Here is a 15,215-nt window from a genome sequence, read left to right as displayed (position 1 = left end):
CTATTTAATTCCAATAATATATAAAGCACCGATTATTAGAGTAACAAACATAATAAATGCATAATCAAATATATAACCAGTTTGTAACTTTATAGAACTTTTTGAACATTCATTAACCAACCTTACAACACCATTTGGTCCAAATGAATCAATAGCCTTAACATCAAACTTCCATAGAAGCCTAGATATAAACCTTATCGGTGCAATTATAACAAACTCATACACCTCATCAAAGTACCATTTATTCTGCAAAAACTTAAGTAAAAATTTACTCTTAATTTGCCTAATTACTTGATATTGGTAAATTAGGTACGCAAGTGCTATTCCACTTAGGCTTGCTAAGGTTGGCAGTAGTTTTATAAAGAAATTATGAACTCCATGCTCATCAATCATCACTAAACTTGATTTCCAAAACGCATTACTAGTTATGTTCAAAATATTTGCTCCCCATATTCCAGAAAATACTGATCCAAAAGCGAGTATCAGTAATGGTATAAGCATAATCTTTGGTGCCTCATGTATATTAATTTTACTTTGTTTTTGGCTGTGGAACACAAGAAGCAATAACCTCCAAGAGTAAAACGCTGTGAAGAATGCAACAACTAAGCTTATTACAAAAGCAAAGCTATCCGTGCTATAAGCATGTTCAATTATCAAATCCTTTGAATAAAAACCTGCAAATGGGAATATCCCAGAAAGCGCAAGAGATCCAATCCACATGAGAGCGTAAGTGCAAGGGATTTTCTTCCAGCAATTTCCCATTTTCTGAATGTTTTGCTCATGATGCATTGCATGAATCACATTGCCAGCACCAAGAAATAGTAGAGCTTTAAAAAAAGCGTGTGTCATTAAATGAAAAATAGCAACATTGTAAGCAGAAAGCCCACATGCCATGAACATATAACCAAGTTGACTGCAGGTTGAATAAGCAATTATTTTCTTTATATCGTTCTGAGTAATTGCAACGGTGGCTGCAAAAAAAGCAGTGAGTGCTCCAACGATAACTATTAATTCTCGTGCCACATTTGATAACTCAAACAATGGAGAACACTTTGCTACTAAAAATATACCTGCTGTTACCATCGTTGCTGCGTGAATAAGTGCAGAAACAGGAGTTGGCCCTTCCATTGCATCTGGCAACCAAACATGTAAACCAAGCTGTGCAGATTTACCCATACAGCCAATAAAAAGTAATATGCATATTATATGAGTTACTTTGAATTCACAGCAGAATGCCCTAATGTTCTGCGTGCCAAGAAGATCAGTTGTGTCAAAAACTTCAGTAAAATTCAAAGAGTGAAATGTATAATAAATAAGAAAGATTCCAATCAATAGTGCAAAGTCTCCTACCCTATTCACAACAAATGCTTTAATTGCTGCATTATTTGCAGAATATTTTTGGAACCAAAATCCTATGAGTAAATAAGAACATAGGCCAACCCCTTCCCAGCCAAAAAAAAGCTGCACGAAATTATCGCTTACAACCAGCACAATCATGCAAAACGTAAATAGCGATAGGTAAGAAAAAAACCTCGACTTCCCCTTATCATGCTCCATATAACCGATAGAGTAGAGATGTACTACCAGTGAAACGGTGGTAATAACAATAAGCATTAAGGATGAGAGAGCATCCACACTAATTGCCCAATTTACTTTTAAGATGCTCAATGAAAACAAAGGAAATAAACTCAAGTGATAATTTTCAGAGAAGGTGAGAAAAACATACCAAGATAAAACTGCAGATATTCCAATCCCTGCCGTTGTAACTAACTGACTTTTTCTAAAAAGTGCTGCAAATAGCGAACCAAAAAGTGGCAAAAATACTATTAATTTCAGTATATCCATCATACTTTCATTCTTTCATTAAATTTGCTTGTTCAACATCTATATTGCCACGGCTTCTATAATATACAACCAATATTGCAAGCCCAACTCCTGACTCTGCTGCCGCAACAGTCAACACAAACATCACAAAAATTTGCCCAACTATATCATTCATAAAGGCAGAAAAAGCAACTAGATTGATGTTAATCGCCAACAATAATATTTCTATTGATAACAATATATTGATTATGCTCTTACGGTTGATGAAAATACCGCACACCCCAACAGTGAACAAAATAGCAGCAACTATCAAAAAATGATTTAATCCTATTTCCATTCCACTCCTTTTCCAAATTTAGCCTTAACCAATTTTACAGATGAAGATTGCGTCAATTGCTTTAATACATTCTGTTTTTTAACTCCTTTTTTCTTGTCCTGCAAAGTAAGAGCAATTGCACCGACAATTGCAACAAGTAGCAAAATTCCAGAAAGATGAAAAGCGTACATGTAGTCAGTGTAGAGCAAATTACCGATAGCTTTCACGTTATTGGCATTATAGTTTATAACATTACTTATATTCAGCGTTGAGCTGCGGATTACAAAACTGATAATCAAAAAAAACACACCACACAATATAGCACCAAGAGTGAAATGCTTCGCAAAACCCTGGCGCAATCTTATGTAGTCAATATCGAGCATCATAACTACAAAGAGGAACAACACTGCAACTGCACCGATGTATACTATCAGTACCATCATAGCGATGAATTCAGCTCCAAGGAGAATGAAAAGCACTGCAGAGTTAACGAAGGTGAAAATTAAAAATAATACTGCATGCACAGGATTTCTTACACTAATTACGCATACAGCAGATAAAATGCTAAGAATTGCAAAAAAATAAAAGAAAAAAGGCATTGATACTTTAACTGCAACAATAGTTACTAATTTAAAGTGACTATCGTTGTAAAGTCAATATTATATTAAACGTTTGAAAACATTGTACTACAAAGCTCCAGCTCCATTTTAAATTATTATACAGAGCGCTTTCTAAGTGCTTAATCAATACACTAAGTCCTTAATTTATCAATATATAATATGTGTATGTTAGTAATTAATGGCGGCTCAAAATGTACAACATATTTGGTTATTTTAAAAGCAACAATAGTTCTAACGCACAAAGTAGCAGACTAGATGGAGAAAGTTATCAATACACCACAAGAGACTATATGACAATTTACTTTAATAACACACTAGCAAGTTTCAGTAGATCATTGAGAGAATTTAAAGAAAAAGCGTATGGATTTATGTATGATATCGGAACTTGGTTGAAAGAAACATATGAAAATCTCACTGAACGACCTGCAACGCATAATCGCTATACCCCAAAAGAAAAACCCCTTGTTGAAGTTGAAGAAATAGAAATGAAGGAACTAAACCGTACATATAAGCCATTCCAAACTCCACTTATCCACCCAACAAGCAGAAGTTCTGGTGCCAATACCTCAAATCAAGTTGTTGTTACTCGACATACACCTGAAACTACTAAAACAAAATAGATGTAAAACCTACGTTTAAATATGTAGTACTTGAGTGAAGCATTCTTTAACTGTTCTATTCAATAAAACCTTTACAATATTTCAATCATAGGTTTAACTTTACGAAGTTATAATCTATAGGGCTACGATGAACGATTATCTCTCACTGCTAAATCCAGAACAACAATCAGCTGTAACTAACATAGATGGACCAGTTTTGATACTGGCAGGAGCCGGGACGGGAAAAACAAGAACGATTACTTCAAGAATAGCACACATAATTAGAAACGGTCACGCTTATTCTGATGAGATATTAGCAGTTACATTTACAAATAAAGCAGCAAATGAGATGGTATCAAGGGTACTTGAGCTAACGGGCACAAACATACCATGGCTTGGCACTTTCCATGCAATTGCAGCAAAAATCTTGCGCCTGCACGCAGAAATTGTGGGCTTAAACCCCAATTTTACAATCATTGGTGTGGATGACCAATTACAGGTAATAAAAAATATTATCAATGAAATAAATCCTGATTACCTATCAGAAAAATGTAAGACCATTATGAATATTATTCAGCAATGGAAAGAGAAGTGCTTATTGCCATCTGAAGTGGAAGATATTCAATCATTTAGGCCAGTATATGTAACTGCACTCAAAGTCTATCACCAGTATCAGGAAAGGTTGAAATTCCTTAATTCTGTCGATTTTGGTGACTTATTGCTATATAACATACAGCTCTTTAATCAAAAGACCGAAGTTCTGTCCTACTACCAAAACAAGTTTAAATATGTTATGGTAGATGAATATCAAGATACAAATGCGATACAATATCTTTGGCTAAAATACCTTGCAAAAGAGCACTCAAATATTTGCTGTGTAGGAGATGATGACCAGTCGATATATAGTTGGCGTGGTGCAGAAGTTGAAAATATTTTGAAGTTTTCTGATGATTTTAAAAATGCAAAAACCGTTAAACTAGAGTGTAACTACAGGTCAACATCCCACATACTTGCAACTGCGTCATATGTTATCAATCACAATAAGACTCGCTTAGAAAAAAAATTGTGGACAACAAACATTGAAGGGGAAAAGGTAAATCTAATAAAATTATGGGATGGGAAAGCTGAAGCAAGGTTCATAAGCGAACAGATATTGAAACTCAATAAATACAGATTTAGTGACATTGCAGTGCTGGTAAGGGCCACTTTTCAAACTAGAGTTCTCGAAGAGTATTTTATAAAATATTCAATTCCCTACAAGATTATAAGTGGCGTAAAATTCTACGAACGTCAGGAAGTCAGGGATATAATTGCATATTTAAGACTTGTTACAAACAATAACGATGACTTAGCTTTCGAAAGGATAGTAAATCGGCCAAAAAGAAGCATAGGAGCTACAACTCTAAAGAAAATATACACGACTGCTCAGGATAACAAAATTTCTTTTTTTGAGGCAGCAAAAATATTAGTTAATAGTAATCAGGTAACCGAAAGAATTAAACTCTCACTCAACGATTTTTTAAATAAAATTAAAGCTTGGGAAGAAATAGTAAGCGTAAAACCACTGCATGAATTCGTTAAAATCGTAGCAAACCAATCAGGATATATTGAAATGCTTGAAAATGAGGAGGTAACAGGCTTAGCACGAATAGAAAATGTTAAAGAGCTCATCTCATCTTTAAAAAATTTCGATAATGCCACAACTTTCTTGGAGCATATAAGTCTGGTGATGGAAGTGGATAATATGAATAACGATGACACCGTATATGTTATGACTCTTCATGCAGCCAAAGGACTTGAATTCCCGTGCGTGTTTCTACCTGGTTGGGAAGAGGGATTATTTCCTCATCAAAGATCTTTTGATGACAAAAGTGGTAAAGCTTTAGAAGAAGAAAGGAGACTCGCATATGTTGGCATAACCAGAGCCAAAGAAAGGTTAATCATTTCATGTGCAGATAGGAGGGAAATTAACAACCAGTGGCAACCGATGCGCACTTCTCGGTTCATTAAAGAATTGCCAAGAGAAAATGTTGAGGTAATTAAAAGCAACATTGCCTACTGTTGAAGCTATAATTGCAGATAAACATATCTTACAAATCTGAATTACTTTAACTATATGTTTCTCCTGGCAAAAATTCTGTAACCGTTCACACTTAATTCTTCAATCTCATACCAATTTCTATTACATAACAAACAAATAGACAATAGAAGTGAGAAGGTTATACTAAGGCAGTATAATGATGGAGTTTTGGAATGGCATTGGTATCAGGTTGCAATTTTAGCTTACATTGTGCCAATCTTTCTTCAATTGCTGCTCGCATAAATTCTGCCTGTCTTTTAGTTCTGCAGTGCACTATCGCATCATCCACATATCTTTCAAATGGTACTGTTGGGTGATTTTGTTTCATCCATATATCAAATGCATGGTGCATAAATATGTTTGAAATGATTGGGCTTATTGAACCTCCTTGCGGAACTCCTTTTTTCCCTAACTACCTTACTGCCATCTGCTTGTTGAATAGGGGATTTCATCCACCTTTCAACATACAGTATGACCCATTTGCAGTCTGTGTGCTTCTTGATAGCCTGCAGTGCTAAATTGTGGTCCAGATTGTCGAAAAATCCTGTAACATCAACAGCTTTCTTGGTAATCGTATCCTGTCTCCAATAAACAGCGGTTTTGCTATGTATCCTTGATCAGCAAAAAACTTACGTAAAGTTGGAGCCTTGTATTTAGCTTGAGTGAAAAGATTTAGAGCACCATCACGATCTTGAACACTTGCACTATGAACATCAGCCGCAATAATTAAGCCCACTGTATCTACAACAATATGACGTTTTCTACCCTTTATTTTTTTTCAGCATCATATCCTCTGGATCCCCTTTTTGAGTGGTTTTTACTGATTGACTGTCAATTATTCCTACTGAAGGTGTTTCATTTTTACCAAACATTTTTCTTACCTCTTTTACTAGCATATTATGTATTTTTTCCAATTTGCCATTACTACGTCACCTGAGAAAATAGTCATACACCGTCTTCCATGGAGGAAAATCTTTCGGCAGCATTCTCCATTGACAACCACCTCTCATTATATACCTTATTGCATTAATAATTGTTCTGATATTGTGCTTTCTTGGCCTCCCTATCTTTCCTTGTGCAACATGTGGCTCCAAAATTTCCCATTCCTTATCACTTATATCACTTGGATACAATTTTCCCTCCTATTTTTTACTTACACTATCATATTTTTTTCCTCATTCCTTTTCAAGACATACTCTTAGACAACTGGACGTCAAGCCTATCCTAGTGCTGCATATCAAGCTCATACTCAGTATGTAAATCTTTGACTAAAGCTACAGCGCATTCTTTTTGAACAATTATACTGATTTTGATTTCAGATGTTGTGATAGCAAGTATTTCTATCTTTTTTTCGCTTAAAACCTTGAGTGTGCGGTGCATCACTTCAGTGTTAGACATAACACCAATACCAATTATTGAAATTTTAGCTACATTATCGTTTATAGCATAATTTTCATTCTTATTCAGTAACTTTTCCATTAAATCAATATCAAATTTGGAGATAACAAAACTTGACCCATGTATCATATCAATTTTAACGTTTGCTCCTGCTATATCTCTTAAAGTACGCAAGTTATTTGCAAGGTTAGTGAAAGTTACAAGAGCTTCATTAGTGCTATAAGTTATTCCAGTAATTAAGTATCTCTCTAGTACATCCCTTTTGTGTAGCACTGTGGTGCCTTCTACTTCCTTAAAAGTGGATAGCACTTGCACTTTAATGTTATGTTTCATTGCAAGTTGTACTGAACGATTATGCAGTATTTTAGCACCAGATGACGACATTTCCAACATTTCATCGTAAGAGATAAATTTGAGCTTGCGTGCCTTTGGAACAATTCTCGGGTCTGCTGTATATATTCCATCAATATCAGTAAAAATTTCGCAAATTCTAACACCAAAGGCTACCGCGAAGGCAACTGCTGATATATCAGAGCCTCCTCTTCCAAAAGTAGTGATTCTATCATCATTTATACCCTGAAAACCAGCAATGATCGCAGCAGTATAACCCTCAGCAAAAGATCTTTTCACACGGTCAATCTTTATTGTTTTTATTTTAGACTCAGAATAAAAATCATCAGTTACAATTGGTAACTGCCAGGCAAGCCACGATTTAGCATTAACTCCGATCGATTGGAGAGTGATAGCTAATAGACCGCAAGAGATTTGTTCTCCTGCTGAAAGCATAACGTCATACTCTGATAACTCTTGTCTGCAACTTAAATTTGAGATTTGCCTAGCCTGAAAAGCCATTTGGTCAGTAAATCCTGCAACAGCAGATACAACAACGATTACATTACAACCTTTCTCAATATCGTTTTTTATCAAATTTGCAACTCGGTTTAAATCAGTTAGCGAAGTCCCACCAAATTTTTTTATGATTATTTTGTCCATAGTTACAATATAACTCTCTTCTGAAGAAAAACATAGTTTTTGTAGAGATAGCAGCTTGCAAGCCATTCAGAAAAGGGAAGATAAAACTATAAAAAACCATAGGCGCCAGTTGGTTTTTAGCTAAAGTCAAGTGTCTGGAATTTTAGGCATAGAATCCCCCATATGAACAAGATTCAGAAAAAATGCAACGCACATTGGGCAGAGATTAAGTATGCGTGTGCACCCACATACACTGAAGAAGATACGCCACATTTTTAACTGAAATTTAAATGAAAAGTCTGCAGACGGAGACAAATTTTGAGCTCGAGAAACATCTCTAATTGTCATTATAATGAGGTTTCAAGTATGCGGAAGTAATTTTTTTAGCTAAAGTCAAAATTTTCTACCATGACATGAGCCCACCACTAAGCAGCAGGAGACCTTGCATGACCTCCAAAAAATGCTTTTACTCTTTCAAGATAAGTAGGTGGTTCTGCAGGGATTTCTATATTATACATTGAATAATACACTGCTTCCTTTATACTATCATCTGTAACTAATTCCCTTAATTTTTGCTTTATGGCACCTCTTTGAATACTTTTTCCATACCCTTCGTAAAATTTTATGTAAAGCTCTTTAAAGACAAATTCTCTTATTTCTATTATTGATTGGTTAATGTTGCTCTTCACCTCATCGCTTATATTATTTTTATCCGCATAATCTTCGGAGTAAAAATCTTCAAACTTGTCTACCAAAATTTTTAATTTTTTATAATTGCAATATTCTTTTAAAAATCTTTCAGTAAATTTAGGTGTTAATACGTTCACTGCTCCATTTATTTGAACCAAGAAATTATTTTTCGCTTCAAGACAACTAAGCGAATAAATAATACGATCGAACATTCCCAGAGTACATAAACCAAGTCCATCCTTTAAATTCATTAGTAATAGTGAATTCACATCTGATTTTTGATTCTTAGCAGCAGTTGAAACTAAGTTTGCAGCTTGTGTGAGAGTTAGTCCAGTTTTTGATTCTTGCCAAGCTGCTTCATTGGAACCATTAAAGTTAAGATAAAGTTTTAATTGCTCTTTTTGCTCAGTTGTAAGCTCATCTGAATTATTTATGTAGTCTTCAAACTCTTTATTGAGTACATTTGGTTGAGTTCCAAATTTCTGTTTTAGTTCTTCAGCGCAGTTTATGACACTTTCCTCAAAACTTCTAGTATGAACACTTTGACTACCAGTGCCCACATCACTTACATTAAACAAAAAGCTTAGCTGCTTTACATTCAAACCCAAAGGTGAAAAGAGTTTTACTGATGGATATTTTATTAACTCAAGAAGTGCTACTGGAATTAGCAGTGCATAATTTAACAATAATAAACCAAAATTAAATATAAGAAACCCACGTAGAGCTGATACCTTTGATGCAATATACAAAAATGGAAGCTGTAGGTAATATATCAAGTGTATACTGAAGAATAAGATTTTGTCCTTTAATTTTATTGTTGGATCTTTATAAACCTCAAACAACATGCTATTGCTATCAATATTGTTGTTTTTAAAGGAGGTATAGTTGTTTATGATCTTCTCTTGCAAGGGAAGAAGCATTTTATTCAGGCAAATAAACGCAGCAATAACAATAAAACCTGTAGCCAAAAATGCTAGTGCAGGGCTAGAAGTGCTTGTAGATAAATAGGCATAAAGACCATCAACAATTAAGTTTTTGTATAATCTTTCAAAGGGACGAACTAGAATCGGGTCAAGGATATAGTTAACAAGAAGATTTAAATAATACACGAGAAACAAAAGTGCAATCAAAAATGCAATAATACTACAAACAACCAAAAATGCTTTTAATCTCGGATTCATAACCCCCTCTTAATAATCTGTTAATATAATCTATTTTAGGAATAAATTGAAAAAAATGCAAGTTTTTATGTTAAAAGATCAATTGAAATTTCTGAGTTTAGGGTATATTGTTAATCTATTTAGATAAGAATTATTGTGTCAAATAAAATAGGTTTTTGGGCTATTTTTGCCTTAGTGATTAGCAGCCAAATTGGCTCTGGAATTTTTATGCTTCCAATTAGCCTTGCTCCATATGGCATGTATAGCCTTATAAGCTGGATAATATCAGGGCTTGGTGCTATATCTCTTGCTTTAGTTTTTGCCTCACTCTGCGCAAAATTTCCGGAAACGGGTGGCCCTCACGTCTATGTAAAGCATGCTTTTGGCCCTGCTGCAGCTTTTTTTGTTGGTTGGACGTATTGGGTGATCTCATGGGTTAGCACAACAGCCGTAATAGTTGTGGGTGTTGGTTATCTTACACCATTTTTCCATGAAGATATTCAAAACGTACATCTGTTTTTAGAGATGTTATTACTTACAATTATTACACTAATAAATTTTAGAGGAGTAGCTACTGCTGGACGTGTTGAGTTTTTATTGACGGTGATAAAAATTTCTGTATTGCTTGTAATACCTATAGCAGCATTGTTTTTTTTTGATAGAAATAACTTCATCATAAGTGAAGAAATATCAAATCTTACAACATCGCAGATTCTTGCCCGTTCTACACTTATTACTCTATGGGGTTTTATTGGAGTTGAATTGGCAACAGCACCTGCAGGGTCAGTTGATAATCCAGCTAGAACAATACCAAGAGCTGTGGTACTTGGAACAATCTCTGTTGCTGTTGTGTATTTTATCAACAATCTTGCAATTATGGGATTAATAAATGGCAATGATTTAGCAAGTTCAAGAGCACCATATGTTGACGCAATAAAAATTATGGCCTCTGGCAATTGGCACTTGATTATTTCTATAACTGCGTTCATTTTTTGTGTTGGTACTTTAAACGCTTGGGTACTAGCTAGTGGACAAGTGGCCCTTGGCCTTGCAAAAGATAAACTGATGCCACAGTTTTTTGCTCAAAGAAACAAGCACGGTTCTCCTTTCTGGGGCATAACAACTAGCTCAGTTGGAACTGCAACTTTACTAATCCTCACTTCAAGCAACAATTTTGCTAAGCAGATCACATCAATTATCGACTTTTCTGTAGTTTCATTTTTATTTGTTTACCTTGCATGCAGTCTTGCTTTTCTCAAAGTTATTGTGCAAGAAAAGAGTTGTTACAAATTTTTAATTGGCAGTATAGCAACAACCTTTTGCTGCTGGGTAATATTTGAAACTTCTGTGAATACCTTGCTGATCGCAAGCTTATTCACTGCAAGTGGCGTACCTCTTTATTTATTTTGGTATCGCAGAGTTTCTGTATAGCAAATGTTATGTATCTGTTCAGCAGAGTGGCAAAATAAGGTAGACGAGAAAAGACAACTATAGGAAGAAATGGGTGTCATGCCAGTGCGTGACACTGGCATCCAGTTCTTTCGCGCAGTTCCATCAAAAACGTTGTAAAGGATTAATCGCTTTCGTGTTTACCAACTTAGTGCCCAATCTGGATCCCAGATACTGTCTCTGCTGTCAAACAAATTATCCAACAAAATTACAATTAAATGGTTGATTATTTTTAAGAATACCAAAAAAGACATGCATTAATTTTCGCATTAACGCAAGAACTATGACTTTTGGACATTTGCCTTTACTTGCTAGACGCTGACAAAACTTTTGAAAATGATTATTATGGTTTTTGACTACTATAGCTGGCATATAAAGAGCTTTTCGAATACGCTCAGATCCTATTTTGCATATGCAACTTCTCTTACTTACTGACGATCCCGATTGATAATGTCCTGGATTTAGACCAGCAAAAGCTGTAAATTGTTTAGCATTGTCAAAGTTATCAACTGATGGCATTTCTGCGACAACAGCAACAGCAGTAAGATATCCTATACCTTTTATAGTCTTAAGGTTTTCCACCATATTTTTTAGATGTGGATAGTTATTTATATGCTCATTAATTTCTTTTTCGAGAACAATAATTTGCTCCTCTATTGCCAAAATTACTTTAGATATAGCTTCTTTGCAACTGGAATGCATATTTTTGTTTTCCAAGCGATTTGTCTGTTGCACCTTATCATCTTTTAGCGATTGCATGCAACGGTAAAGCTCCCTCAAATGCCTCATTTCAGGTGCAATGGGCTTCCAAAGAGCAGGTTTGTTGGCGATACAAAATCTAGCTATCATAGCTGCATCTGATTTATCTGTCTTATTTCTGAGCAGCTCACTTTTGCCAAAAGCTTTCTGGGTTTACTATACTGACATTATGTCCTAAATCGTGCATAAAAGTAGCCAAATCTTCTCCATACCAACTAGTTGCTTCAAGACATAAATGAGTAAGATTTGCTCCATGGCCATTGCACCAAACTACAAGTTTTGCAAAACCATCTTGATTATTTTGAAAGACTTTGTGTCGTTTTTTACTGTCCACTAACAAACAAACATCAAATTTCTTTTTTGAAATATCCACACCCAAAATAGCATTTACTTGCATAAAATTGCCTCCAAGACTATAAATAAACTGAGAGTTTAGACTAACCTTGTAATACGGGATATAATTCCAAAAGATACTGTTCAGTCTTTAACTCTATGGGAGGGAAGCAAAATCTGGCTTAATGGCATTAGTGTCGCATCAGCTTCACCCTCCCTGTGAGGTATTTTAGCTCTAATGCCTCACATCATAAAGATACAAGTGTCACGCACTGGGATGACGAGAAAGGAGCACTGGAATTTTTGTTTCAATATTTGTACATGAGCCATGCATCTGAACAGATACAATGTTATAACTAGAGATAATTTTTAAATGATTGATATTTATGAACTACGACTTTTCTTGTTGTCCACTTGTTCAACATTACCCTTCTCAAGTTTACTATCTACTTCTTTTGTGTGTTCATCATCTATACTAGTTTCATCTTTTATCTTACTAGGGTAATCTTCCTGCGATTTTTTATATGCTTCCATGTTGTCATATATAGGGTTACTGATGATTTCTATTTTTTCAGGTGTGAAAATCCTTGCTAAAAATCTCCTTATTATTGGTATTGACCTTAAGAGATCTCTTAGCTTTGAAGATTCTTGTCTTTTGTTTAGAGACTGTTGGTCTATTTTAGAGGTTTTTACACCATACTTTTTATCATCAAAATTTATTGTAGGCTTTCTTTTATTCGAAAGAACACTTTGGGCCTTTGATCCATTGGTTCCTTCAGGCCCTTGAGGTGTAGACATTGCAGGTTTAACCTTAGTTTCATCGTATTCCTTACTCATCTTTCATTTCATTATGTAATATTACTAATATTGCATAATAATAGCTAAATTACAATTAATTGCAAGGTAAAAATATTAAAACAATTGTAAATTTTGTCAGTAAAAATATAATAGAACTTTAAAATTAGAGGTTCATCTATATGAGATACAAAATTGCTGTTATTGGAGCAACCGGAAGAGTAGGGCGTGAGGTATTAAGCACGCTTGCTGAATTTCAAGATGAGGCGATAGATTGCGTTATTGCACTTGCATCGAAAAAATCAGAAGGGAAGAAGGTGAGCTTTGGTGACAAAGAGTTAACAGTTTTATGCCTTGAGGATTATGACTTCGTTGGAACTAATGTAGCCATTTTCTGTGCTGGATCTCATGTTTCTGAAGAGTATGTACCAATTGCAACACAGGCTGGATGCATCGTGATAGATAACAGTTCCCATTTTAGAATGAAAGAGGGTGTGCCACTCATTATTCCAGAGATTAATAAAGAAAAAATTATGGAATATAAAAACCACAACATAATATCCAATCCAAACTGTACTACAATACAGATGCTGCTAGTACTACATCTATTACACCAAAAAGCAAAAATAAAGAGAATCGTTGCTTCAACTTATCAATCAACTTCTGGTGCAGGCAAAGCAGCAATGGATGAGCTCTATGACCAGACAAAAAAAATCTTTATGAACGAAGCTAAAAAACCCAAGATATTCTCTAAGCAAATAGCATTCAATTGCATTCCCCATGTAGGAGAATTCATGGAAAATGGCTCTACAGAAGAGGAATGGAAAATGCAAGAGGAGACAAAAAAAATTTTAGAGGAAGATATAAAAGTTACTGCAACTTGTGTAAGGGTACCCGTCTTTATCGGTCACGCTATGGCAGTAAATGTGGAATTTGATCAACATATCACTGAAGAACAAGCTCGTGAAGTGCTAAGTGAAGCCGAAGATAGTGGAGTTTTAGTGTACAACAGGCGTGAAGATAGTGAATACATAACTCAAATTGATGTTGTACAGGAGAATGCTGTATATGTATCGCGTATTAGAAGAGACAATACTGTTGAGCACGGATTAAATATGTGGATAGTGGCTGACAACCTGCGCAAAGGCGCAGCATTAAATATAGTGCAGATTCTTGAGATTTTGATAAGAGAGCATTTGTCAATCAAGTGCATATAGAGCGCACGTACGTTGTAATTCGAAGGAAATTGTATATCACATGGCAGCGCGTGACGCTGGAATGGCTTTGTTGCATCGCTACTTATGAAAGGCTAACTATAGTATTTTCTAAAATGAATGATAAATTTCCATTATGGTATTACCAACCAAAAGTTGTAAGTCTGTATATTTATGCATTAAAGGTCTGAGGCGGCTTTTGATGGTATTCCAACAATGCTCTATAGGGTTCAAATCTGGTGAATATGTTGGTAGATAGAGCAAACGGCATCTAGCATTATCTATTAACTCCTTTGTTTTGGGAGTTTTATGGAATGTGGCATTGTCCATAACTATTGTAGTACCATGTGGCAATTTAGGTAATAACATCTTCTCTAACCATGTATTGAATACCTCTTTGTCACACCCACCTTTGAAAGTCATTGGTGCAATAAATCTCTTTCCAATCCACCCGCCTATTATACTGATTCTCTCTCGTTTTCTTCCTGGAATATCTGCATAAATTTTCTTTCCTATTGGAGCACGTCCATACTCTCGGTATAACCTATTATCAACTCCTGCTTCATCTATATATAAGATGCTGGAATGGTCTATTTTTGAGATTTTATCGGTAAATCGCTGCCTATCTTCTTGATTGCGCTCTTGATATAGTGTAACTTTTTTTTAAAGTAATTCTTAGCTGTTTCAGCCTATACCAAATTGAATTTATTCCAAATCCAAGATTTTGTTTCATCTCTGCCAGCGTATGATCTGGATTCTTTTTAACATATTCTTCGAGTATTTTTGGGTCTATTTTTCGAATAAAGCTGCCGTTTTTCGATGGCCTTAGGCTTTCACCAGCGGCTTTCTTTCTTAACCAGCGGTACAGAGTTGCTATTCCTATCTCCAAAAGCTCTGCCACCTCAACCTTTGACTTCCCTTTTTCTATCATCGATACTGCCCTTTCCCTTAAATCCACACTATACGCCATTATAACTCAAATAGCTTATTATACCTTTATCATTTA

General features: G+C 35.1%; 16 protein-coding genes and 1 pseudogene. 4 read left to right on the top strand and 13 right to left on the bottom strand.

The window, feature by feature from the left end:
- The 3 genes from nuoL to ACICQD_RS06775 are packed head-to-tail and all read right to left on the bottom strand — an operon-like array spanning position 1 to position 2,739.
- Positions 1–1,848 (bottom strand): NADH-quinone oxidoreductase subunit L, encoded by a 1,848-nt coding sequence (gene nuoL, locus ACICQD_RS06785; protein WP_022626390.1) that lies wholly within the window; start codon positions 1,846–1,848, stop codon positions 1–3.
- A 4-nt stretch (positions 1,849–1,852) separates the two neighbouring features.
- The gene (gene nuoK / locus ACICQD_RS06780; RefSeq protein ID WP_010962953.1) at positions 1,853–2,161 is read right to left on the bottom strand and encodes an NADH-quinone oxidoreductase subunit NuoK; all 309 of its coding nucleotides are present in this window, start codon (positions 2,159–2,161) and stop codon (positions 1,853–1,855) included.
- On the bottom strand, positions 2,152–2,739 hold the full coding sequence (locus ACICQD_RS06775) for an NADH-quinone oxidoreductase subunit J (protein ID WP_010962952.1): 588 nt from the start codon (positions 2,737–2,739) through the stop codon (positions 2,152–2,154). The genes nuoK and ACICQD_RS06775 overlap by 10 nt, the downstream gene beginning before the upstream one ends.
- 212 nt (positions 2,740–2,951) lie before the next feature.
- Between ACICQD_RS06775 and ACICQD_RS06770 the strand changes: the two genes are divergently transcribed.
- Positions 2,952–3,380: a hypothetical protein gene (locus ACICQD_RS06770; protein WP_010082321.1), complete on the top strand. Its 429-nt coding sequence runs from the start codon at positions 2,952–2,954 to the stop codon at positions 3,378–3,380.
- Positions 3,381–3,507: 127 nt separating this feature from the next.
- Positions 3,508–5,424, top strand: a complete 1,917-nt coding sequence (locus ACICQD_RS06765; RefSeq protein WP_264338041.1) for an ATP-dependent helicase — start codon at positions 3,508–3,510, stop codon at positions 5,422–5,424.
- Between the two features lie 154 nt (positions 5,425–5,578).
- On the opposite strand, the gene ACICQD_RS06760 is transcribed toward ACICQD_RS06765, so the two are convergent.
- From ACICQD_RS06760 to ACICQD_RS06740, 5 genes are all read right to left on the bottom strand, one after another.
- Complete coding sequence (locus ACICQD_RS06760; protein ID WP_065094389.1) at positions 5,579–5,791, bottom strand: hypothetical protein; 213 nt, start codon at positions 5,789–5,791, stop codon at positions 5,579–5,581.
- Positions 5,792–5,953: 162 nt separating this feature from the next.
- Positions 5,954–6,175 (bottom strand): hypothetical protein, encoded by a 222-nt coding sequence (locus ACICQD_RS06755; RefSeq protein ID WP_022626388.1) that lies wholly within the window; start codon positions 6,173–6,175, stop codon positions 5,954–5,956.
- Between the two features lie 193 nt (positions 6,176–6,368).
- On the bottom strand, positions 6,369–6,572 hold the full coding sequence (locus ACICQD_RS06750; protein WP_007549940.1) for an IS5 family transposase: 204 nt from the start codon (positions 6,570–6,572) through the stop codon (positions 6,369–6,371).
- 91 nt (positions 6,573–6,663) lie between these two features.
- Positions 6,664–7,830 carry an aspartate kinase gene (locus tag ACICQD_RS06745; RefSeq protein WP_155969028.1) on the bottom strand — a complete coding sequence of 389 codons (1,167 nt, stop codon included), beginning with the start codon at positions 7,828–7,830 and terminating at the stop codon, positions 6,664–6,666.
- A 404-nt stretch (positions 7,831–8,234) separates the two neighbouring features.
- A complete protein-coding gene (locus ACICQD_RS06740; RefSeq protein WP_395461778.1) occupies positions 8,235–9,680 on the bottom strand; it encodes a hypothetical protein in 1,446 nt (481 codons plus the stop codon).
- Positions 9,681–9,815: 135 nt separating this feature from the next.
- On the opposite strand from ACICQD_RS06740, the gene ACICQD_RS06735 reads away from it, so the two are divergent.
- Positions 9,816–11,090, top strand: a complete 1,275-nt coding sequence (locus ACICQD_RS06735) for an APC family permease (protein ID WP_010082345.1) — start codon at positions 9,816–9,818, stop codon at positions 11,088–11,090.
- A gap of 213 nt (positions 11,091–11,303) precedes the next feature.
- Here ACICQD_RS06735 and ACICQD_RS06730 read toward each other — a convergent pair whose 3' ends face one another.
- The 3 genes and pseudogenes from ACICQD_RS06730 to ACICQD_RS06720 form a co-directional block, all read right to left on the bottom strand.
- Entirely contained in the window at positions 11,304–11,693 is a 390-nt protein-coding gene (locus ACICQD_RS06730) for a transposase (RefSeq protein WP_305037058.1), read from the bottom strand.
- Positions 11,694–11,879: 186 nt separating this feature from the next.
- A pseudogene (locus ACICQD_RS06725) lies at positions 11,880–12,264 on the bottom strand (IS110 family transposase); the annotation flags it as partial.
- A gap of 320 nt (positions 12,265–12,584) precedes the next feature.
- Positions 12,585–13,037 carry a hypothetical protein gene (locus ACICQD_RS06720; protein WP_015589289.1) on the bottom strand — a complete coding sequence of 151 codons (453 nt, stop codon included), beginning with the start codon at positions 13,035–13,037 and terminating at the stop codon, positions 12,585–12,587.
- A gap of 140 nt (positions 13,038–13,177) precedes the next feature.
- On the opposite strand from ACICQD_RS06720, the gene ACICQD_RS06715 reads away from it, so the two are divergent.
- Positions 13,178–14,212, top strand: coding sequence for an aspartate-semialdehyde dehydrogenase (locus tag ACICQD_RS06715; protein WP_010962945.1), 1,035 nt, complete (start codon positions 13,178–13,180; stop codon positions 14,210–14,212).
- A 108-nt stretch (positions 14,213–14,320) separates the two neighbouring features.
- Here ACICQD_RS06715 and ACICQD_RS06710 read toward each other — a convergent pair whose 3' ends face one another.
- A complete protein-coding gene (locus tag ACICQD_RS06710) occupies positions 14,321–14,803 on the bottom strand; it encodes an IS630 family transposase (protein ID WP_231115908.1) in 483 nt (160 codons plus the stop codon).
- 28 nt (positions 14,804–14,831) lie between these two features.
- On the bottom strand, positions 14,832–15,179 hold the full coding sequence (locus tag ACICQD_RS06705) for an IS630 transposase-related protein (protein WP_155968342.1): 348 nt from the start codon (positions 15,177–15,179) through the stop codon (positions 14,832–14,834).
- Positions 15,180–15,215: the final 36 nt, after the last annotated feature.

The sequence above is a fragment of the Wolbachia endosymbiont (group A) of Therophilus tumidulus genome (genome assembly GCF_964277345.1).
In the GTDB taxonomy this organism is placed as follows: Bacteria; Pseudomonadota; Alphaproteobacteria; order Rickettsiales; family Anaplasmataceae; genus Wolbachia; species Wolbachia pipientis.
The sequence above is the reverse complement of the archived record's forward strand: the minus strand, read 5'-3'. Positions and strand labels throughout refer to the sequence as shown.

Coding starts and splice junctions, on each gene's coding strand:
- ACICQD_RS06720 (WP_015589289.1), bottom strand. CDS start 13,037: ATGAGTAAGGAATACGATGAAACTAAGGTTAAACCTGCAATGTCTACA.
- nuoL (WP_022626390.1), bottom strand. CDS start 1,848: ATGATGGATATACTGAAATTAATAGTATTTTTGCCACTTTTTGGTTCG.
- ACICQD_RS06730 (WP_305037058.1), bottom strand. CDS start 11,693: ATGGTGGAAAACCTTAAGACTATAAAAGGTATAGGATATCTTACTGCT.
- ACICQD_RS06740 (WP_395461778.1), bottom strand. CDS start 9,680: ATGAATCCGAGATTAAAAGCATTTTTGGTTGTTTGTAGTATTATTGCA.
- ACICQD_RS06705 (WP_155968342.1), bottom strand. CDS start 15,179: ATGGCGTATAGTGTGGATTTAAGGGAAAGGGCAGTATCGATGATAGAA.
- ACICQD_RS06775 (WP_010962952.1), bottom strand. CDS start 2,739: ATGCCTTTTTTCTTTTATTTTTTTGCAATTCTTAGCATTTTATCTGCT.
- ACICQD_RS06715 (WP_010962945.1), top strand. CDS start 13,178: ATGAGATACAAAATTGCTGTTATTGGAGCAACCGGAAGAGTAGGGCGT.
- ACICQD_RS06765 (WP_264338041.1), top strand. CDS start 3,508: ATGAACGATTATCTCTCACTGCTAAATCCAGAACAACAATCAGCTGTA.
- ACICQD_RS06770 (WP_010082321.1), top strand. CDS start 2,952: ATGTACAACATATTTGGTTATTTTAAAAGCAACAATAGTTCTAACGCA.
- ACICQD_RS06745 (WP_155969028.1), bottom strand. CDS start 7,830: ATGGACAAAATAATCATAAAAAAATTTGGTGGGACTTCGCTAACTGAT.
- nuoK (WP_010962953.1), bottom strand. CDS start 2,161: ATGGAAATAGGATTAAATCATTTTTTGATAGTTGCTGCTATTTTGTTC.
- ACICQD_RS06760 (WP_065094389.1), bottom strand. CDS start 5,791: ATGCACCATGCATTTGATATATGGATGAAACAAAATCACCCAACAGTA.